18 protein-coding genes and 1 pseudogene are annotated in these 19,238 nt (G+C 65.8%); 15 read left to right on the top strand and 4 right to left on the bottom strand.

The genetic code is table 11. The features are described 5' to 3' along the window. Positions 1-34: 34 nt before the first annotated feature. The 4 genes from SBP02_RS12615 (at position 35) to SBP02_RS12600 (ending at position 3,077) form a co-directional block, all read left to right on the top strand. A complete protein-coding gene (locus SBP02_RS12615) occupies positions 35-673 on the top strand; it encodes a TetR/AcrR family transcriptional regulator (RefSeq protein WP_318642124.1) in 639 nt (212 codons plus the stop codon). An 88-nt stretch (positions 674-761) separates the two neighbouring features. After that, a complete protein-coding gene (locus tag SBP02_RS12610) occupies positions 762-1,730 on the top strand; it encodes a GTP 3',8-cyclase MoaA (RefSeq protein WP_318642123.1) in 969 nt (322 codons plus the stop codon). A gap of 159 nt (positions 1,731-1,889) precedes the next feature. Continuing rightward, complete coding sequence (locus SBP02_RS12605) at positions 1,890-2,492, top strand: DUF4823 domain-containing protein (protein ID WP_318642122.1); 603 nt, start codon at positions 1,890-1,892, stop codon at positions 2,490-2,492. 9 nt (positions 2,493-2,501) lie between these two features. Beyond that, positions 2,502-3,077, top strand: a complete 576-nt coding sequence (locus SBP02_RS12600) for a DUF1285 domain-containing protein (protein ID WP_318642121.1) — start codon at positions 2,502-2,504, stop codon at positions 3,075-3,077. Positions 3,078-3,132: 55 nt separating this feature from the next. On the opposite strand, the gene SBP02_RS12595 is transcribed toward SBP02_RS12600, so the two are convergent. After that, positions 3,133-4,797 (bottom strand): electron transfer flavoprotein-ubiquinone oxidoreductase, encoded by a 1,665-nt coding sequence (locus tag SBP02_RS12595; RefSeq protein WP_318642120.1) that lies wholly within the window; start codon positions 4,795-4,797, stop codon positions 3,133-3,135. Between the two features lie 321 nt (positions 4,798-5,118). On the opposite strand from SBP02_RS12595, the gene SBP02_RS12590 reads away from it, so the two are divergent. From SBP02_RS12590 to SBP02_RS12580, 3 genes and pseudogenes are all read left to right on the top strand, one after another. Further along, positions 5,119-5,868, top strand: a complete 750-nt coding sequence (locus tag SBP02_RS12590) for an electron transfer flavoprotein subunit beta/FixA family protein (RefSeq protein ID WP_318642119.1) — start codon at positions 5,119-5,121, stop codon at positions 5,866-5,868. Beyond that, a complete protein-coding gene (locus SBP02_RS12585; RefSeq protein WP_318642118.1) occupies positions 5,869-6,798 on the top strand; it encodes an electron transfer flavoprotein subunit alpha/FixB family protein in 930 nt (309 codons plus the stop codon). A gap of 121 nt (positions 6,799-6,919) precedes the next feature. Further along, positions 6,920-7,881, top strand: a pseudogene (locus tag SBP02_RS12580) (IS1595 family transposase). A 30-nt stretch (positions 7,882-7,911) separates the two neighbouring features. On the opposite strand, the gene SBP02_RS12575 reads toward SBP02_RS12580, so the two are convergent. Continuing rightward, positions 7,912-8,850 (bottom strand): alpha/beta fold hydrolase, encoded by a 939-nt coding sequence (locus SBP02_RS12575; RefSeq protein ID WP_318642117.1) that lies wholly within the window; start codon positions 8,848-8,850, stop codon positions 7,912-7,914. A 115-nt stretch (positions 8,851-8,965) separates the two neighbouring features. Between SBP02_RS12575 and SBP02_RS12570 the strand changes: the two genes are divergently transcribed. From SBP02_RS12570 to SBP02_RS12535, 8 genes are all read left to right on the top strand, one after another. Further along, positions 8,966-9,790 carry a substrate-binding periplasmic protein gene (locus SBP02_RS12570; protein ID WP_318642116.1) on the top strand — a complete coding sequence of 275 codons (825 nt, stop codon included), beginning with the start codon at positions 8,966-8,968 and terminating at the stop codon, positions 9,788-9,790. A 9-nt stretch (positions 9,791-9,799) separates the two neighbouring features. Continuing rightward, entirely contained in the window at positions 9,800-10,153 is a 354-nt protein-coding gene (locus SBP02_RS12565; RefSeq protein ID WP_318642115.1) for a DUF4398 domain-containing protein, read from the top strand. Next, complete coding sequence (locus tag SBP02_RS12560; protein ID WP_318642114.1) at positions 10,150-10,962, top strand: OmpA family protein; 813 nt, start codon at positions 10,150-10,152, stop codon at positions 10,960-10,962. Before SBP02_RS12565 ends, SBP02_RS12560 begins: the two co-directional genes overlap by 4 nt. Positions 10,963-11,172: 210 nt before the next feature. Further along, positions 11,173-12,609: an aminotransferase-like domain-containing protein gene (locus SBP02_RS12555; protein WP_318642113.1), complete on the top strand. Its 1,437-nt coding sequence runs from the start codon at positions 11,173-11,175 to the stop codon at positions 12,607-12,609. An 84-nt stretch (positions 12,610-12,693) separates the two neighbouring features. Then, positions 12,694-14,424, top strand: coding sequence for a vWA domain-containing protein (locus SBP02_RS12550; RefSeq protein WP_318642112.1), 1,731 nt, complete (start codon positions 12,694-12,696; stop codon positions 14,422-14,424). A 2-nt stretch (positions 14,425-14,426) separates the two neighbouring features. Next, entirely contained in the window at positions 14,427-15,020 is a 594-nt protein-coding gene (locus tag SBP02_RS12545; RefSeq protein WP_318642111.1) for an RNA polymerase sigma factor, read from the top strand. Further along, on the top strand, positions 15,017-15,646 hold the full coding sequence (locus SBP02_RS12540; protein WP_318642110.1) for a hypothetical protein: 630 nt from the start codon (positions 15,017-15,019) through the stop codon (positions 15,644-15,646). Before SBP02_RS12545 ends, SBP02_RS12540 begins: the two co-directional genes overlap by 4 nt. Before the next feature lie 74 nt (positions 15,647-15,720). After that, the gene (locus SBP02_RS12535; protein WP_318642109.1) at positions 15,721-16,239 is read left to right on the top strand and encodes a hypothetical protein; all 519 of its coding nucleotides are present in this window, start codon (positions 15,721-15,723) and stop codon (positions 16,237-16,239) included. Positions 16,240-16,284: 45 nt separating this feature from the next. Here the strand turns inward: SBP02_RS12535 and SBP02_RS12530 are convergent, their stop codons facing one another. Both SBP02_RS12530 and SBP02_RS12525 read right to left on the bottom strand, forming a co-directional pair. Beyond that, complete coding sequence (locus SBP02_RS12530; RefSeq protein ID WP_318642108.1) at positions 16,285-17,109, bottom strand: SDR family oxidoreductase; 825 nt, start codon at positions 17,107-17,109, stop codon at positions 16,285-16,287. A 54-nt stretch (positions 17,110-17,163) separates the two neighbouring features. Then, positions 17,164-19,158, bottom strand: coding sequence for an acetyl/propionyl/methylcrotonyl-CoA carboxylase subunit alpha (locus SBP02_RS12525; protein WP_318642107.1), 1,995 nt, complete (start codon positions 19,156-19,158; stop codon positions 17,164-17,166). Between the last annotated feature and the right edge of the window lie 80 nt (positions 19,159-19,238).

Below are 19,238 nucleotides of genomic sequence, written 5' to 3'. Positions count from 1 at the left end.
AGCCCGCTTCGATTTTTGACCTCTTAGTCCTTTTATGCAGAAAGAACCCCGTAAGGTCCGTGAGTTTCGCCGCCGCGAACAGGAAATTCTCGATACCGCGTTGAAATTGTTCCTCGAGCAGGGCGAAGACAGCGTGACCGTCGAGATGATTGCCGACGCGGTCGGTATCGGCAAAGGCACCATCTACAAGCACTTCAAGTCCAAGGCGGAGATCTACCTGCGCCTGATGCTCGATTACGAGCGCGACCTGAACGAGCTGTTTCACTCGGCCGACGTGGACCGTGACAAGGAGGCGTTGTCGCGCGCCTACTTCGAGTTCCGCATGCGCGATCCACAGCGCTATCGCCTGTTCGACCGGCTGGAGGAGAAGGTGGTCAAGGGCAATCAGGTGCCCGAGATGGTCGAGCAGCTGCACAAGATCCGCGCCTCCAACTTCGAGCGCCTGACCCAGCTGATCAAGGGGCGCATCGCCGAAGGCAAGCTGGAAGACGTGCCGCCTTACTTCCACTACTGCGCCGCCTGGGCTCTGGTGCATGGCGCGGTGGCGCTGTACCACTCGCCATTCTGGAGCAATGTGCTGGAGGACCAGGAGGGCTTCTTCCAGTTCCTCATGGATATCGGCGTGCGCATGGGCAACAAGCGCAAGCGCGACGGTGAAACACCGACCGGGTGACGTTATTCAGCCGGTCAATAGCGTGCGCGGCGCATGTGCCGCCCTCCCACCGGCGATATACTCGGGCTATCAATCGCCGGAGCCCTCCATGATCGTTGATCGCCAAGGCAGACGCTTTCGCAACCTGCGGGTCAGCCTGACCGCGGCCTGCAATTACGCCTGCACCTACTGTGTACCGGACGGCAAACGCCTGGTGGCGGCGCAGGACGAGTTGTCCGCCGACGCCATGGTGCGTGGCGTGGCCTATCTGATCGAGGCGGCCGGCATCGAGCGATTGCGCGTTACCGGCGGTGAGCCGCTGGTCAGCCCCAAGCTGGAGACCTTCCTGCGTGGCGTCGGCCAGTTGGGGCTGAACGATATCAGCCTGACCAGCAACGGCCAGCTGCTCTCGCGCAAGTTGCCGCTGCTGGTGGAGTGCGGCATCCGCCGCCTCAACCTGTCCCTGGACACCCTCGATGCCGCTGCGTTCCGGAGCATCGCCCGCGGTGGGGACCTGGCTACCGTCTTGGCTGGCATGGACGAGGCGCGAGTGGCCGGGCTGAAGATCAAGGTCAACATGGTGCCGCTGCGCGGGCAGAACCTCGACCAGGTCCTGCCGCTGCTGGACTACTGCCTGGAGCGCGGTTTCGAGCTGCGCTTCATCGAGCTGATGCGCATGGGGCACCTGGCCCGTGACGGCAACGGCTTCCTCCAGCAGTTCGTCGGCATGCCCGAGCTGCTGGCGATGATCGGCGAGCGCCATGGCTTCACCCAGGCCGACGCGCCGGTGGATGCCACGGCCCTGCGCTACGAGATTCCCGGCCGGGGCTTCTTCGGGGTGATCGCCAACGAGAGCGTGCCCTTCTGCCGCACCTGCTCGCGTCTGCGCCTGTCGTCCACCGGCTGGCTGCATGGCTGTCTGTCCTCGAGCAACCGCCACTATGTCGGCGATCTGCTGGACAAGCCGCGGCACCAGGCGCTGCCGGCCTTGCAACGCCTGTTGGTCAAGGCGCTGGGCGATAAGCAGGACGTGGCCTTCTCCGGCGGGGCGACGGTGATGAAGATCATCGGCGGCTGAGCACTGGCTCGGTCTTCGATCCGGATTGCCGAACTTCTTGCGAGAGCCGTCGATCCGTGCCCCGCTCATCTGCCGTCTGTTTCGGGCGGCGTTATGGCGCGGAACCTGCATTGCCTCGCCATCTGCCGGTTTTTCGTCGCCGGCGACGGGAGAAGTGCGATGCGATTGTTACTGCTAACCCTGGCCCTGCTGGCCCTGGGTGGCTGCATGAAGGTCAGCGATCTGGCCGACGGTGCCGAGTACCACTTGCGCGATGCGGGCGTGCTCGATCATGGCCGGACCGAGCGCATGGCCTCGCGGCGCCTGCAGCAGGACTCCTTCATCTACATTGCCCAGGGCCATTTCGTGCCGCCTGGACATGGTTATCCGCGGCCCAACGTGGTGGCCGAGGAGGCCTTCAAGGGCTTCGTCGAGTACTTCCCCATGGTCCGTCGCGCCCGTGCACCCCTGGGGCTGGAGGAGGCCATGGGCCAGGCGCGCAAGGCCGGAGCGCATTATCTGCTGTACAGTCGCTTCGCCTATAGCGACGATCGTATCGGCACCGCCGATGAGTGGGCCGATCAGGAGGCGCTGGATCGCCTGGGCACCGATCGCAGTGTGATTCAGCTGATGCTGATCGAGACCAATACCCGGTATCTGGTCGATACCGCGCGGATTCGCAGTCGTGGTGGTTTCCTGACGTTCTACGATGCCCGGCCGGAAGACCTGATCGGTCCTCCCTTGCATGACTATGCCCGCAGCCTGCTCGGGGTCGGGCGCTGAGGAGTCTTTATGAGTGATCCAGGCAAGGCCGGCGAGCTGCTGGCGCAGATTCCCAAGGGCGGAGCCAAGGGTTTGCCGCCGGTGCACCTGTGGAACCCGGATTTTTGTGGCGATATCGACATGCGTATCGCCCGGGACGGTAGCTGGTTCTATATGGGCACGCCGATCGGCCGCAAGCCTATGGTCCGGCTGTTCTCCACCATCCTCCGTCGCGACGGCGACGATTACTTCCTGGTCACGCCGGTGGAGAAGGTCGGCATTCGGGTGGATGATGCGCCCTTCGTGGCGGTTACCTTGCGCGTAGAGGGGGAGGGGGAGGGGGAGCGGCAGGCGCTGTATTTCACCACCAATGTCGAGGATGAGGTTCTGGCCGGGGCCGAGCACCCGCTGCGGGTGGAACTGGATGCCGGGACGCAGGAGCCTGCACCTTACGTGCATGTGCGCGCGAACCTGGAGGCGCTGGTGCATCGCAATGTGTTCTACCAGCTGGTCGAGCTGGCGGTGCCGCGGGAGATCGACGGCCAGACCTGGCTGGGGGTGTGGAGCGCTGGTGCGTTCTTTCCACTCGGCCCGCAGCCGGATTAGTTGCAGGCTGTTAGCCGATAAAGAAAAAGGCTCCCGAGGGAGCCTTTTTTGAGTCTTACATGTTGGGGTAGTTCGGTCCGCCAGTGCCTTCCGGTGCCACCCAGGTGATGTTCTGGGCAGGGTCCTTGATGTCGCAGGTCTTGCAGTGCACGCAGTTCTGCGCGTTGATCTGGAAGCGCTTCTCGCCGTCTTCCTGAGTCACCACCTCGTACACGCCGGCCGGGCAATAGCGCTGCGCCGGTTCATCGTAGAGCGGCAGGTTCTGGGCGATCGGGATGCTCGGGTCGCTGAGCTTCAGGTGGCAGGGTTGTTCCTCTTCATGGTTGGTGTTGGAGAGGAATACCGAGCTGAGCTTGTCGAAGCTGAGCTTGCCGTCCGGCTTGGGGTAGTCGATCTTCTGCGCTTCGCTGGCCTTCTTCAGGCAGGCGTGGTCCGGCTTGGTGTCGTGCAGGGTGAAGGGGATCTTGCCGCCGAACAGGTTCTGGTCGACGTAGTTGAATGCGCCGCCGGCGATGGCGCCGAACTTGTGGATCGCCGCGCCGAAGTTGCGGCTGCAGAACAGCTCGTCGTACAGCCAGCTGGCCTTGAACGCCTCGACATAAGCGGTCAGCTGGTCGCCACCTTCCTTGCCGGCGAACAGCGCATCGGCCACCGCCTCGGCGGCGAGCATGCCGGACTTCATGGCGGTGTGACTGCCCTTGATCTTGGCGAAGTTCAGGGTGCCCAGGTCGCAGCCGATCAGTGCGCCGCCGTTGAAGACCATCTTCGGCATGGAGTTGATGCCGCCCTTGCAGATGGCACGGGCGCCGTAGGCCACGCGCTTGCCGCCTTCCAGGTACTGGGCGATCACCGGGTGGTGTTTGTAGCGCTGGAACTCGTCGAACGGCGACAGGTGCGGGTTGCTGTAGGACAGGTCGACGATCAGGCCGACCACCACCTGGTTGTTCTCCAGGTGGTAGAGGAAGGAGCCACCGGTGTTCTCGGTGCCCATGATGTCCAGGGGCCAGCCGGCGGTGTGCACCACCAGGCCCTGCTCATGCTTGGCCGGGTCGATGTCCCAGATTTCCTTGATGCCGATGCCGTAGTGCTGGGCGTCGGCCTCGCTGTCCAGCTCGAACTTCTGGATCAGCTGCTTGCCGATGTGGCCGCGGCAGCCTTCGGCAAACAGGGTGTATTTGGCGCGCAACTCCATGCCCGGGGTGTAGTAACCCTCTTTCGGGTTGCCTTCGCGGTCGACGCCCAGGTCGCCGGTGACGATGCCGCGCACCACACCCTGTTCGTCGATCAGTGCTTCCTGGGCGGCGAAGCCCGGGTAGATCTCCACGCCCAGGTTTTCGGCCTGCTGGGCTAGCCAGCGGCACAGATTGCCCAGGGAGATGATGTAGTTGCCCTGGTTGTGCATGGTCTTGGGCACGAACAGGTCGGGAATGCGGCTGGCCTTCTCGGCGTTCCTCAGCAGGTAGATGTCGTCGCGCTTGACCGGGGTATTCAGGGGGGCGCCGAGTTCCTTCCAATCGGGGAACAGCTCGTTGAGCGCACGGGGTTCGAATACCGCGCCGGAGAGGATGTGCGCGCCGACCTCGGAGCCTTTCTCGACCACGCAGACGCTGATTTCCTGACCCGCTTCGGCGGCTTTCTGCTTCAGACGGCAGGCGGCGGACAGGCCAGCAGGGCCGGCGCCGACGATGACGACGTCGAACTCCATAAATTCGCGTTCCACAGGCTATCTCCTAATCAGGGCTCTCTCGATATTTTATTTGGCAGGCAGGCTCGTTCCCTGAGCGGTGCGCGCGCATTATATCTACACCCGGTGTTCGGTCCAATACAAACGTTTGTTTGAATTTTCTGTAGGGCTGGTAGAATCTTACTACATCGCGGATGACTGACGGGTTCGCCGTATTGACCGGGCTAGGTCGTGCGGTCAAGATACGGGCGGTTTTGCGCTCGCCGTCTGGGCTGAAAGTCGGTTCCGGCCGACTGGCATCACCCGCCATGTTCGCTTTGGCGACATTCCTATTCACCGGAGAGTAACGAGGAATCCATGAAGGTTCTTGTAGCTGTCAAACGAGTGGTCGACTACAACGTCAAGGTTCGCGTCAAGGCGGACAACAGCGGCGTTGATCTTGCCAACGTCAAGATGTCGATGAACCCCTTCTGCGAAATCGCCGTGGAAGAAGCCGTGCGCCTGAAAGAGAAGGGCGTGGCGAGCGAAATCGTCGTCGTGTCGATCGGCCCGACCGCAGCTCAAGAGCAGCTGCGCACCGCCCTGGCTCTGGGTGCAGATCGCGCCATCCTGGTCGAGTCCGGCGACGAGCTGAACTCCCTGGCCGTGGCCAAGCTGCTCAAGGCCGTGGTCGACAAGGAGCAGCCGCAGCTGGTGATCCTGGGCAAGCAGGCCATCGACAGCGACAACAACCAGACCGGCCAGATGCTCGGTGCCCTGACCGGCTATGCCCAGGGCACTTTCGCCTCCAAGGTGGAAGTGGCCGGCGACAAGGTCAACGTCACCCGTGAAATCGACGGCGGGTTGCAGACCGTTGCGCTGAACCTGCCGGCGATCGTCACCACCGACCTGCGTCTGAACGAGCCGCGCTACGCGTCGCTGCCGAACATCATGAAGGCCAAGAAGAAGCCGCTGGAAACCTTCACCCCGGATGCCCTGGGTGTTTCCACCGCGTCCACCGTCAAGACCCTGAAAGTCGAAGCGCCGGCTGCTCGCAGTGCCGGCATCAAGGTCAAGTCCGTGGCTGAACTGGTCGAGAAACTGAAGAACGAGGCGAAGGTAATCTAAATGGCTATCTTGGTTGTTGCAGAACACACTAACGCTGCCCTGGCTGCTGCCACGCTCAATACCGTAGCGGCTGCCAAAGCCATCGGTGGCGACATCCACATCCTGGTTGCCGGCGCCGGTTGCGGTGCTGCCGCCGAAGCCGCGGCCAAGGTCGAGGGCGTGTCCAAGGTCCTGGTGGCCGACAATGCCGCCTTCGCTCATCAGTTGCCGGAAAACGTCGCGCCGCTGATCGCCGAACTGGGCGCCGGCTACAGCCACATCCTGGCGGCCGCCACCACCAACGGTAAGAACTTCCTGCCGCGCGTGGCCGCGCAGCTGGACGTCGACCAGATCTCCGAGATCATCGCGGTCGAGAGTGCCGACACCTTCAAGCGGCCGATCTACGCCGGCAACGCCATCGCCACCGTGCAGTCTTCGGCGGCCATCAAGGTGATCACCGTGCGTGCCACCGGTTTCGATCCGGTTGCCGCCGAAGGCGGTTCGGCCGCCGTCGAAACCGTGGCTGCTGGCGCCGATGCCGGCACCTCGGCCTTCGTCGGCGAAGAGCTGGCCAAGTCCGATCGCCCTGAGCTGACCGCTGCCAAGATCGTCATCTCCGGCGGCCGCGGCATGCAGAACGGCGATAACTTCAAGCACCTGTACGCCCTGGCCGACAAGCTCGGCGCCGCCGTCGGCGCTTCGCGGGCCGCGGTCGACGCAGGCTTCGTGCCAAACGACATGCAGGTCGGTCAGACCGGCAAGATCGTCGCGCCGCAGCTGTACATCGCGGTCGGCATTTCCGGTGCGATCCAGCACCTGGCCGGCATGAAGGACTCCAAGGTGATCGTGGCGATTAACAAGGACGAGGAGGCGCCGATCTTCCAGGTGGCCGACTACGGCCTGGTCGCCGACCTGTTCGAGGCCATCCCGGAGCTGGAAAAGCTGGTGTAAGCCGCTTTCCCAGGCCAACAAAAAACCCGCTCTCGAGCGGGTTTTTTGTTGGCTATGTCCCAATGATGTGTTGCAAGAACTAATCTGAAAGGCAGGCATCCGCTCGGGAGGTCTGCCGATCATGGATACTCAAGCCTTTCACCACTGGCTGGCTCAACTGGGCCAGCTCAGCCCCCAGCAGAAATCCACGCTTCATCAAGCCCTGCAGGGCTCGCCGACAACAGCGGTGCTTGATGACCTGCCGGCGTTGCAGAGTTGCCCGCATTGCCAGGGCGCCGCGAGACATCTCGCGCCCTGGGGCTGGTCGCGTGGTCTGCGTCGCTATCGCTGCCGTAGCTGCCGGCGGACGTGTACCGCGTTGTCGGCAACCGGCCTTGCCCGCCTGCACTATCCCGAACGCTGGAAAGACTATGCCCAGGCACTGATTAATGGGCTGAGCGTGCGCAAGGCTGCCAAGGTGTGCGGGATCAGTAAGAACACCGCGTTTCTCTGGAGGCACCGCTTCCTGGCGGCAGCCGCCGAGCATCACGCCACCCATGAGACCGGGATTGTCGAAGTGGATGAGACGTTCTTTCTGGAGTCATTCAAAGGTCAGCGACGCTTACCGCGGCCGCGCGTAAACGAGGCGGGGTCAGCGTGACCCGGGGCACGGGTAAAGACCAAATCCCGGTGATGGTGGTGCGCGACCGGGAGGGGCATACCGCTGACTTCACACTGGCCAAGCTCGATGCTGTGCATGTACGAAAAGCGTTGGCGCCGCTGATCGATCAGGAGTCCGTACTCTGCACCGACGGGGCGGCGGTCTATGCCAGCTTCGCCCGGATCCAGGGCATCACCCATCAGGTCGTGCATGCCTGCCCCGGCCAGCGCGTACGCCAAGGCGCTTTCCATATCCAGAACGTCAATGCCTACCACAGTCAACTGAAGAACTGGATGACCCGCTTTCATGGCGTGGCCACCCGCTACCTCCCGAATTACCTGGGCTGGCGCCGCATGCTTGAGCGCTATCAGCAAAGCATTCGGCCGGTTCACTGCATCCACGAGGCGGTAGGACGAACCATGCAACACACTATTGGGACATAGCCTTTTTGTTGGCTGCCTGCTGCGATGCGCTCAGTCGTCCGTATTCTCGATGCCGCCGAGGAAGGCCTGGTAATGCGAGGCAGTTTCCTGCGGCCGTTCGATCATCGGGGCATGGCCGCAATCCTTCATGACGACCACGCTGGGACGCTTGAGCAGCGGGCGCATCACCTCGATGCTGGAGACGTCTAGCACGCGGTCGCGCGCTCCCCACAGCAGCAGGGTCGGCGCCTGGATCTTCGGCAGCTCCGGTTCCAGCGGGACATAACGCTCGATCAGCTGGGCGAAAATGCGCCGGTAATGCGCGCTGTTGTCGATGGCGCGCTCGGCCAGGTAGCGCTTGAGGGGGGAGGGGAGTGATGGTGGCTGGACGAACACGAAGTCCAGCAGGCGCTCGAAGTCCTCGGACCTCTCCACCACCAGCGGATTGGCCGCGCCGCGCTCCAGGCGTGCGATCAGTTCGCTCTTCACCGGAGCGTTGATGCCGGCGTTGGCGAGCAGGGCCAGGCTACGTACCTGCTGCGGATAGCGCGCGGCGTAGAGGGCGGCGATGTGGCCGCCCATGGAGTTGCCGACCAGGTGCAGGCGGTCGATGTTCAGGGCCTGCACGAAGCTGGCGACGCGCTCGGTCTGGGTGCCGACGTCGTAGCTGGCGTTCGGCCTGCTGCTGTCGCCGAAGCCCGGCAGGTCCAGGGCGATGACCTGATAGCGCTCGGTCAGGTGGCGGGCGAAACGTAGCCAGTTGTCCTTGTCGGCGCCGAAGCCGTGGATCAGCAGGATGGTTTCGCCGTCGGGCGGGCCGCCGCGATAGTAATGGATGCTAAGATCGGCGACCTCCAGGCGCTCATGGGACAGGTCGGCGGCCCACTGTTCCAGCCACTGCATGCTGGTCAGCAGGGTGGCGGGGACGGCATAGAGTACGCCGGCGACGGCCGTGAGGAGCAGCACGAGGGCGAGAAAGAGTTTTTTCATGCCATGTCCTTATCGCGAATTATTATTGCGCTGCCGCTAAGCTAGCATGGAAGCACGCCCTTGGCCTGTTGCCGCCGCGTGCGACCCAATCGAACGTTGAACCGAGACCCATCGAATGCGCGATAGTCCCATCCTGAAGTCCTGCCTGCTGCTCTTTACCTTGCTGACGATGCCAGTCGTGGCGCTGGCCGCCGGCAAGTGTGAGCGTCTGGTTGCCACGGGGCACCCCGATTATCCGCCGTTCATGTGGCGCGACCCGCAGAAGCCGCAGCAGCTGATTGGCGCCCAGGCGGACTTGCTCGCTCGACTGGGCGAGGAACTGGGGGTGCGCATCGAGGTGTTGCACAGCAAGTCCTGGGACAAGGCGCTGGATGAGGTGCGCAGTGGCCGTATCGATCTGCTGGCCGGGGCGCCGCTGACCCTGGCCGATCTGGAAACCATGGACTATGTGCACCCGGCGCCGTTCAGTCGCGCCGACGTGGTCTGGGTACGCAATATCGCCAGTTTCCCCTATATCGAGTGGGCCGACCTGCGCGAGCGCCGCGGGGCGGCGGTCGGCAAGGGGTTCGGGAAGGCCTTCGACCAGTACGCCAAGGGCAATCTGAACCTGGAGCAGGGCGGTAATCTGACCCAGCAGCTGCAGAAACTGATGCTCGGCGAGGTGGATTACGTGGTGCACGAGCGCGAACCCGCCCTGGCGCTGGCCCACATCCTGGGTCTGCAGGACGATCTGCTGGCACTGCATCCGCCGATTCGCAGCGAGGGCTTGCACCTTGCGCTGTCGCACAACTCGGCATGCAACGCCCCCTGGCTGCGCGGACAGCTGGCGAAAAAAATGACAGAATTGGTCGCCGCCGGCGTGCCGGATGCCTTGCTGCAACGCAATTTGCAGCGTTGGAAGGAGCAGCAGTTGCAGCCCGCCAGCGCCCCGAATCCGTAGGAAAAACCAGTGACCCATCGACTTCTCTGCGCCGTGCTGGCGCTGCTGGCCTTGACGGCCTGCGCCAGTGATCCGCCCCCTCTCGAACAATTGCGCCTGACCGAACAGGCGCTCACCCAGGCCCGGGCCGTGGGCGCCGACGAGCAACTGCCCGAACTGGTCCAGGCCGAAGACAAGTTGCGTCGGGCCCAGGCTGCCATGGCCGAAGAGGCCTTCAAGCAGGCACGGGTGCTGGCCGAGCAGGCCGAACTGGATGCCCGCCTGGCCGAGGCACGGGTGCTGACGGCCAAGAGCCAGGATCAGCTGGCCGTCTTGGGCAAGCAGATCAATCGCCTGCGTCGTCAGTTGGGGGACCTGCAATGAGCCGTCGAGTAACCCTGGGGGCTGGCGCCGTACTGATGCTGGCGTTGGGCGGCTGTGCCGCCCCGCAGACGAACAGCGGCGAAGCACTGGAGGCAGCCCGGAGCAGTTTCCAGAGGGTCAAGGAAGATCCCGGCGTATTGCGCAGCGCCGCCAAGGATGTGATCCGTGCCGGCGAGTCCCTGGCGCGCGCCGATCGCCTGTCCAGCTACTGGGGCAGCGCCGATGACGTCGCCCATTACGCTTACCTGAGCCAACGCTACAGCGATATTGCCGGAGAGAAGAGCCAGATCGGTCTCAATCAGGAACGCGCGGCCAAGCTCGAACTGGAGCGCCAGCGCCTGCAGCTGGCGCTGCGCGAGGCCAAGCTGCTGAGCATCCAGGAACAGAGCCACTGGCTGGAAGAGCAGATGGTCAGCCTGGCGACCACCGAGACCGAGCGCGGCCTGGTGATGACCCTGGGCGATGTGCTGTTCGATGCCGGGCACGCCGACCTCAACGTTTCGGCCAACCGCACGGTGCTCAAGCTGGTGCAGTTCCTCCAGCTCAACCCGCGGCGGGTGGTGCGCATCGAGGGCTACACCGACAGCAGCGGCGACAGGCAGGAGAACCTCGAGCTGTCCCGGGCGCGGGCGCAGACGGTGGCCGACGTGCTGATCGACCTGGGCATCGATGCCCAGCGCATCGAGGTGCAGGGCCACGGCGAAAGCTTTCCGGTGGCGGAGAACGCCTCGGCCAAGGGCCGGGCGCAGAATCGCCGGGTCGAGATCGTGTTCTCCGACGAGCAGGGCCGTCTAGGCGCCAGTCGCTGATTCCCACGGATCGAAGCCGCCCCGGTCGCCGTCAGGCGCCGGGGCTTTTTTACGCGCGGGCAATAGACTAAACAGTTGCTCGTCGGCTTAATTGGTCTAATACAGTTATTGGCTCATCGCCATTGTATCGGGCAGAATCCGTGGAGCTGTACCGGTGTTTTTTCTGATAATTGGCATACTGTTACGGTTCAAACAAGCGGGAAGGCGGCCATGACCAATCTGTTGCTCTATCAACGCATCGCTCAGCAGCTGGCGGAGGACATTCGCCGCGGCGTCTATCAACCGGGCGAGCGCGTGCCCTCGGTGCGCAAGATGAGTGCGCAGCTCAGCGTCAGCCATGCCACGGTGTTGCAGGCCTACGCGAACCTGGAAGACCAGGGGCTGATCCGTGCCCGTCCGCAGTCCGGCTTCTATGTGCATCAGACGCCGGCGCTCACCGCACCGACCCCCGACATCGCCCGGGTCGAGCGCCCCAGCCTGGTCACCCGCAGCAGCATCATCAACCAGATACTCACCGAGTCGCGGCGCGAAGGGGTATTCCCCCTCGGCGCGGCCGTGCCCCATGTCGACTACCTGCCGGTGCGCGCCCTGCATCAGCAGCTGGCCAAGGTCACCCGCTTTCAGAGCCCGCGGGCCTTCAGCTACATGTTCAGCCCGGGCTTCGAACCGTTGCGCCGTCAGGTGGCGATCCGCATGCGCGATGCCGGCGTGGTGGTCGATCCCTCGGAGGTGGTGATCACCCATGGCTGCGTCGATGCCCTGCAGATGTCGCTGCGCGTGCTGACCCGGCCCGGCGACCTGATCGCCGCCGAGTCGCCGACCTACTATGGCCTGCTGCAGCTGGCCGACCTGCTGGGCCTCAAGGTCATCGAGATTCCCAGCGACCCGACCACCGGCATCAGCCTGGAAGCCCTGCAGCTGGCTGCCAGCCAGTGGCCGATCAAGGCCCTGGTGCTGACCGCACGGTTGAGCAACCCGCTCGGCGGCACCATCCCCGAGGACCGCCAGAAGCAGCTGCTGCGCCTGGCCGGGGATTTCGACATCCAGATCGTCGAGGACGATATCTACGGCGAACTGATGTTCGAGCAGGGGCCGACCAAGGCGCTCAAGTCCCAGGACCGTGAGGGCCGCGTGCTGTACTGCTCGAGCTTCTCCAAGACCCTGTCGCCGGGGGTGCGCATCGGCTGGATAGTCGCCGGCAAGTACCAAGACGAGATCCAGCGCCTGCAGACCTTCAGTACTCACTCCGCGTGCAGCGTGACGCAGATGGGGGTGGCGGCCTATCTGGAGAACGGCGGCTACGACCGCCACCTGCGCTATATCCGTCAGGAGTACCGCAAGAACCTCAGCGCCTTTCAGTTGGCGGTGCAGCAGTCTTTCCCCGAGGGCACCCAGATCACCCGGCCCAATGGCGGCTTCATCCTCTGGGTCAGCCTGCCGGTGCGGGTCAATACCAAGGAGCTGCATGTCAGAGCCTTGCAGCAGGGCATCAGCATCGCGCCGGGACTGATCTTCAGCAATACCGAGCAGTTCAACCATTGCGTGCGCCTGAACTGCGGCATCCCCTGGAGCCGCGAGGCCGAGCGGGCCCTGATGACCCTGGGTATGCTGGCCAGTCAACTGTGTCAGGAGGCCGGCAGCCGGTGAGGAAAAGCGCCTCGGCTTAACCCGAGGCGACGCTGCGTCGCGTCTACTCGGACGAAGAGGTCATTCGTCCCGAGGAGATGGAGCATGTCCAGGCAATTCACCGCTATTGCGCACCCCCTGGTGCAAGGTTTCGGCGCGGCGCTGCTGCTGTTGCTGGCCGCCTGTAACGCCACACAGCCGGAGTCGCCGCACGCCCAGTCGGCGGATCGACCGGCCAGGACAGTGACGCCAGGCGTTCGGCCACAGCCTGGCGGCAAGAAGGCCGAGCATTCCGATTATGCGTCCCTGGCAGCCGAGCGGGTTGCACTGCCCGCCGCTCCCCTGGCCGACTATCTGCCGCCGGCCTACCGCGAGGAGAATCGCGAACGCTACCAGCGCCTCCCGGGCAACCCGGTGCGGGCGGTGGCCGAGGCGCCGGTGTCGACCTTCAGCATCGACGTGGACACCGGCGGCTATGCCAATGTCCGCCGCTTCCTCAATCAGGGCCAGCTGCCACCGGCCGAGGCGGTGCGTCTGGAGGAGCTGGTCAACTACTTCCCCTATGCCTATCCCGCGCCACGCGGGGACGTCCCGTTCGGCGTGGACAGCGAGCTGGCGCCGACACCCTGGAATCCCCAGAGCCTGCTGTTGCGCATCGCGATCAAGGCCGCCGACCTGAGGGTCGAGGCATTGCCGCCGGCCAACCTGGTGTTCCTGGTGGACGTATCCGGCTCGATGGATCGCCGCGAAGGCCTGCCCCTGGTGCAGGCCACCCTGAAGCTGCTGGTCGACCAGCTGCGCGCCGAGGACAGGGTGGCGCTGGTGGCCTATGCCGGTGAGTCGCGGGTGGTGCTACCGTCCACGGCCGGTGCGGAGAAGGCGAAGATTCGCGCGGCCATCGAACAGCTGCGGGCCGGCGGTTCGACAGCCGGCGAGTCGGGCATCCAGCTGGCCTACCAGCAGGCGCAGGAGGGTTTTCTCGCCGACGGCATCAATCGCATCCTGCTGGCCACCGATGGCGACTTCAATGTCGGCATCAGCGACTTCGATACGCTCAAGGCGCTGGCCGCCGACAAGCGCAAGACCGGCATCTCCCTGACCACCCTGGGCTTCGGCACGGGCAACTACAACGAGCAGCTGATGGAGCAGCTGGCCGATGCCGGCGACGGCAACTACGCCTATATCGACAACCTGCGCGAGGCACGCAAGGTGCTGGTCGAGCAGCTCAGCTCGACCCTCTCGGTGGTGGCTCGGGACGTGAAACTTCAGCTCGAGTTCAACCCGGCCCGGGTCAGCGAGTATCGCCTGCTGGGCTACGAGAACCGCGCGCTGCGCCGCGAGGATTTCGCCAACGACAAGGTCGATGCCGGCGAGATCGGCGCCGGGCACCGTGTCACCGCGCTCTACGAGATAGTCCCGGTGGGCCGCAAGGGCTGGCTGGAGCCGCTGCGCTATCGGCACTCCGGCCGGAGTGACGTCGAGACCGCCGCCAAGCCGGGCGAGCTGGCCTGGCTGCGTATCCGCTACAAGGCCCCGCAACAGCGCAGCAGCCGCCTGTTGGAGCGGCCGATCCACGCCCCGCCGCAGCTCGGGGACATCGCCGCAGCCAGTGAGGACCTGCGTTTCGCCGCGGCTGTGGCGGCCTTCGCCCAGCAGCTCAGCGGCGGCCGCTACACCGGCGACTTCGACCTGGCGGCTACCGCCGAACTGGCGCGTAGCGCCAGGGGCGAGGACCGCTTCGGTTTGCGCGGCGAGTTCATTCAGCTGGTGGAGCTGGCCCAGAGCCTGCAAACTCCAGCGCTTGCATCTGCACCACCCACTGCCAAGGTCGATTGAGAGTGACTGACAAGCCCACTGTCCCCGCCGATGACGACGCCGCCCTGCTGCGCCGTTACCGGCAGGGCGATGCCGAGGCCTTCGCGCTGCTGTACCAGCGCCATCGCCTCGGCCTGTTCCGCTTTCTCTGCGGGCTGTGCGGCGAGCCGACGCTGGCCGAGGAAATCTTCCAGGACACCTGGTTGAGTCTGGTGCGCAGCGACTCCTTGCAGCGCGAGCGGGTGCTGTTCAAGACCTGGCTGTACCAGATCGCCCGCAACCGCCTGATCGACCACTGGCGCAAGCATGGCAAGCGCCAGGGCCTGCTGGAGTCCTACGACGAGCGCCTGCACGAGCAGCCCAGCGAGGAGGTCGACCCCGCGCAGCAGCTCGGCCTGAGCCGTGATCGCCAGCGCCTGCAGGCGGCTCTGGATGATCTGCCGGCCGAGCAGCGCGAGGTGTTCCTGCTGCGCGCCCAGGGCGAGCTGGAGTTGCAGGAGATCGCCGAGCTGACCCGCACCCCGGCGGAGACGGTGAAGAGCCGTCTGCGCTACGCCTTGCAGAAGTTGCGCCGGCTGCTGGCCGACCCCGCCGCGGCCGAAGAGGTATCCGCATGAAAGACCCGCAAGCCAAGCCAGCTGCCGCCGACGAGCAGCTGCTGCAGCACTACCGCAGGCATCAGGACCAGGAACCCTCGGCCGCACTGGATGCGCGGATTCTCGATGCCGCCCGGGAGCAGGCCGGCCGGCACCGCAGCCGCCTGGGCTGGCGTGAGCGCCTGCAGGCCTGGCTGTTCGGCCATGGCACCGGGCTGCGCTGGAGCCTGGCCCTGGGCAGTGTCGCGGTCTTGGGCCTGGGTTTGAGCCTGAGCCTGAAGACCTTCGAGCAGGCGCCCGCGCAGTTCGACAGCCCGCTGCCGGCGGCGCCCGCCTTGCAGCGTCAGGCCGCGCCGGCGCAGAAGAAGAGCATGGCCGAGTCCGCCCGGCTCGCGGCGCCCGCGGCCGAGGCCATGGCCGATAGCGTCGCAGAACAGCCGCGGAGCATGGCTCCGCCGGCCTCGGGCAAGGGCGAGGCGCCGGACGTTGCCTTGCACGAGGCCGTGCAGGAGATCCTCGAGTTGCGCGCCAGTGGTCGCCGTGCCGAGGCAGACGAGCGAATCGAGGCGCTGCGGCGTGACTATCCGCGGCTGGATATCGATGCGCTGCTCGGGTCGCGACAAGGGACGGACGCGGGCGGGGAGTGAGCGAAAAACCCGCTTGTCAGGCGGCGCGGGGCAGGCCAGCATTGCGCTGTCCACCAGCCCTGTCTAGAGCGATCATGAGTGCCATGCGTTACCTGCTTCTGGCCCTGTCCATCCCCTTGTTGAGCGCCTGCGATCCGGAGGTCAAACCGGCCAAGGTCGTACCGCCCGGCAGCACGACTCCCACGCAGCAGCATGCCCCTGCACCCGAGCCGCCGCCGGTCGTCGTGCCTGCGCAGGCGGCGCGCGAGGAGTCGGATAGCCTCTCTCAAGCCCAGCCCTCCGCTTCCGCGGCCCAGGCTCCCGCCCCACCAGTCGTACCCCCTGTGGCGGCGCCTAAGGTGCCGGCCGCCGTCGAGCCAGAGCAACCGTCACCTAGCCTGGACCTCAGCCTGCCACCCGAACTGCTCGAACAGGCCAGTGTCCAGGAGGACGGCGGGAGCGGCCGCGCGCCGCTGCTGCCGCCCCTGTTCGAGGAAAAACCGGCGACGGACGGCCCCTTTCAACTCAGTGGTCGGCTGATCAACGAGGACCGGGGCGCGGACGACTGGAGTTCGGTGGAAGGCGCCGAGCTGCAGTTCGAGTTCAAACGCTAGCCGGTCGCCACCCCGGGACTCGGGGCGCGCCCGGTTCGGCCACGCTCAATCGAGAAACAGGTCGGGGATCAGCGCACCGCCGTCCGGGTCGTAGCGGTAGTGGTCGAACTCGCGCTGGCCCTGTTCGCGCAGGATCTGCTCGTCGATCAGCAGGCGTCCGCTGAGGCTGCGGCCCTGGCTGCTGAGGATGGCGTGGGTGGCGTCGGCCATGATGGCGGGGGTGCGCGCCCGCTTGAACACCTCGCGGCTGCCCACCTCGAACTCGATGGCGGCGGTGGCGATCATGGTCTGCGGCCACAGCGAATTGACGCTGATGCCGTACTTCTTGAACTCCTCGTGCATGCCCAGGGTGAGCATGCTCATGCCGTACTTGGTCACCGTGTAGGGGCCGTGCTGGGCGAACCACTTGCCGTCCAGGCTGAGCGGCGGCGACAGGCTGAGGATATGGCCGTTGGCGCTGTGCTTGAGGTAGGGCAGGGCGGCCTGGCTGCAGACCATCACCGCGCGGGTATTGATCTGGAACATCAGGTCGAAGCGTTTGGGCTCGAGCTTTTCCACCCCCAGCAGCTTGATCGCCCCGGCGTTGTTGACCAGCGCGTCGATGCCGCCGAAATGCTCGGCGGCCGTGGCCATGGCGGCCTGCACCGCGGCCTCGTCGCGCACGTCCAGCTGCAGCGCCAGGGCCTTGCCGCCGGCGGCCTCGACTTCGGCGGCGACACTGTGGATGGTGCCGGGCAGCTTCGGGTGGGCCTCGGCGCTTTTCGCCGCGATGACCAGGTTGGCGCCGTCGCGGGCCGCGCGCAGGGCGATCTCGCGGCCGATGCCGCGACTGGCGCCGGTGATGAACAGGGTTTTGCCTTGCAGTGACATGAGGGTCTCCTTGTCGCGTCGTTATGGCCATGAGCCGTCTGGAGCGCCTCGGCGTCATTCGGCCGGGGTCGTGGCCTCGATCTCGATCAACGGCTGGCGGCTCTTCACCTGATCGCCCTGGTTCACCTGTACGTGGCGAACCCTGCCGTCGCAGCCGGCTTTCAACGGGTGCTCCATCTTCATCGCCTCCAGCACCAGCAACAGCTGGCCCTTGGCGACCGGCTCACCCTCGCTCACCAGCACCTCGACGATGGCGCCGTCCATAGGCGCCTTCAGCGTGCCCGAACCCGTGCCCTCGGCGGCGCCGGCGGGTTGCTGGCTGATGTCCAGCAGCTCCAGGTTGCCGCCCTGGCCGTAGAGCCACAGCCTGGCGCCATCCTGATGATAGGCCAGGCGCCGGCGGATGCCGTCCAGCTCCAGGCTGGCCCAGCGGCCGTCGGCGCCGAGCAGGCGCAGCTGCAGCTCCTCGTCGCCGACTCGGGCGGCGAACCCGGGTCGGGTGCCGGACTCCAGTACGCTCAGCTCCACCGCGAAGCGGCGTTCGCCCTGTTGCAGCAGCAGGCGCCAGGGCGCGCTGCCGGCATTGCGCCAGCCGGCCAGGCCGCCCTGGTGCGCGGCGGCCAGGGCCGAGGCCTGGTAGAGCAGGGCGGCGGCGCTGGCCAGTTCGGCACTGCTCGGGGCCTGCGGGCTTAGGCTGGGGTCGTCGGCGAAGTGCCGGTCGATAAAGGCGGTGCTGACGTGGCCGGCGGCGAACTCGGGGTGTTTCAGCAGGTTGGCGAGAAAGCGCTGGTTGCCGCCGACGCCCAGCAGCACGCAGTCCTCGATCGCGCGTAGCAGCTTGCGCCGGGCCTCGTCGCGGGTCGCGCCATGGGCGATGACCTTGGCCAGCATGGGGTCGTAGAAGGGCGAGACGGCCTGGCCTTCGAGCAGGCCGTGGTCGATGCGTACGCCGTCCAGCCGGGGCGTTTCCCAGCGCAGCACCTGGCCGGTCTGCGGCAGGAAGCCGGCGGTCGGGTCCTCGGCGTACAGGCGCACCTCCATGGCATGGCCGTTCAGGCGGATGTCCTCCTGCCGCAGCGGCAGCGCCTGGCCCTCGGCGATGCGCAGTTGCCAGGCCACCAGGTCCTGGCCGGTAACCAGCTCGGTCACCGGGTGCTCGACCTGCAGGCGGGTGTTCATCTCCAGGAAGAAGAACTCGCCGCTCTGATCCAGCAGGAACTCCACGGTGCCGGCCCCGACGTAGTCGACCGAGGCCGCCGCCCGCACCGCGGCCTCGCCCATGGCCTGGCGCAGCTCGGCGTCGAGCACCGGGCAGGGTGCCTCCTCGACCACCTTCTGGTGGCGGCGCTGCACCGAGCAGTCGCGCTCGAACAGGTGGACGATGTTGCCCTGGCTGTCGCCGAACACCTGTACCTCGACATGCCGCGGCTGGCGCAGGGCGCGCTCCAGGATCAGCTCGCCCGAGCCGAAGGCGCCCTGTGCCTCGGAGCGGGCGCTGCGCAGCTGTGCGAGCAGCTCGCTCGGCTCCTCGACCAGGCGCATGCCGCGGCCGCCGCCACCGGCGCTGGCCTTGATCATCAGCGGGTAGCCGATGCGTTCGGCTTCCCGGGCCAGGGTCGTGTCGTCCTGGGCTGCGCCCTGGTAGCCGGGGATGCAGGGCACGCCGGCTTCCTGCATGGCGAGCTTGGCCAGGCGCTTGCTGCCCATCAGGTGGATGGCCTCGATGCTGGGGCCGATGAAGACGATGCCGGCCTGCTCGCAGGCACGGGCGAATTCGGCGTTCTCCGAGAGGAAGCCATAGCCAGGGTGGATGGCGTCGGCAGCGGTCTTGCGCGCCGCGGCGAGGATGCGCTCGCTGTGCAGGTAGGACTGCGCCGCCGGCGCCGGGCCGATGCACAGGGCCTCGTCGGCCAGCTGCACGTGGCGCGCCTCGGCATCGGCCTCGCTGTACACCGCCACCGTGCGGTAGCCGAGGTCGTGGGCGGTGCGCAGCACCCGGCAGGCGATTTCGCCGCGGTTGGCGATCAGGATCTTGTTGAATGCGGGCATGTTGTTCTGTCACTCCTGCCGTTCAAGCCGCTGTGGGCTTGTGTAGGGCGGATCGCGCTGCCTCGATCCACCGGGGTGTT

Source organism: Pseudomonas benzenivorans (assembly GCF_033547155.1).
GTDB lineage: Bacteria > Pseudomonadota > Gammaproteobacteria > Pseudomonadales > Pseudomonadaceae > Aquipseudomonas > Aquipseudomonas benzenivorans_B.
The sequence above is the reverse complement of the archived record's forward strand: the minus strand, read 5'-3'. Positions and strand labels throughout refer to the sequence as shown.